Here is a 330-nt window from a genome sequence, read left to right as displayed (position 1 = left end):
CCGCTCGACTTGCATGTGTTAAGCCTGCCGCCAGCGTTCAATCTGAGCCATGATCAAACTCTTCAGTTAAAATCATTTCGCGTCTTAGTTAAGACAAGACGCCAATTCTGGCTCATCAATTACTGACAAATTCTCCCAAATAAACTTCGAGTAATTTAAACCAATCAATCAATGATAATATTTCGATCAATCAATTAGTAAAAATCCACACAAGTTGTTCTTCTATATTCTTAATGATCTTCTTCATGCTTCGTCAGCATCAAGCTAGGTCGGCTATATTACTCTCAATCTCTTAAAAGTCAACAGGCAATTTAGATATTTTTAAAACTC

1 rRNA gene (running past one end of the window) is annotated in these 330 nt (G+C 36.1%); it reads right to left on the bottom strand.

From position 1 onward, the window contains the following. Positions 1 to 69, bottom strand: a 16S ribosomal RNA gene (locus tag JR005_RS07245); it reaches 1470 nt to the left of the window's first position. Positions 70 to 330 lie beyond the last annotated feature (261 nt).

Source organism: Acinetobacter sp. Colony158, from assembly GCF_019264745.1.
Taxonomy (GTDB): domain Bacteria; phylum Pseudomonadota; class Gammaproteobacteria; order Pseudomonadales; family Moraxellaceae; genus Acinetobacter; species Acinetobacter ursingii.
This window is presented reverse-complemented; position numbering and strand designations above follow the sequence as displayed.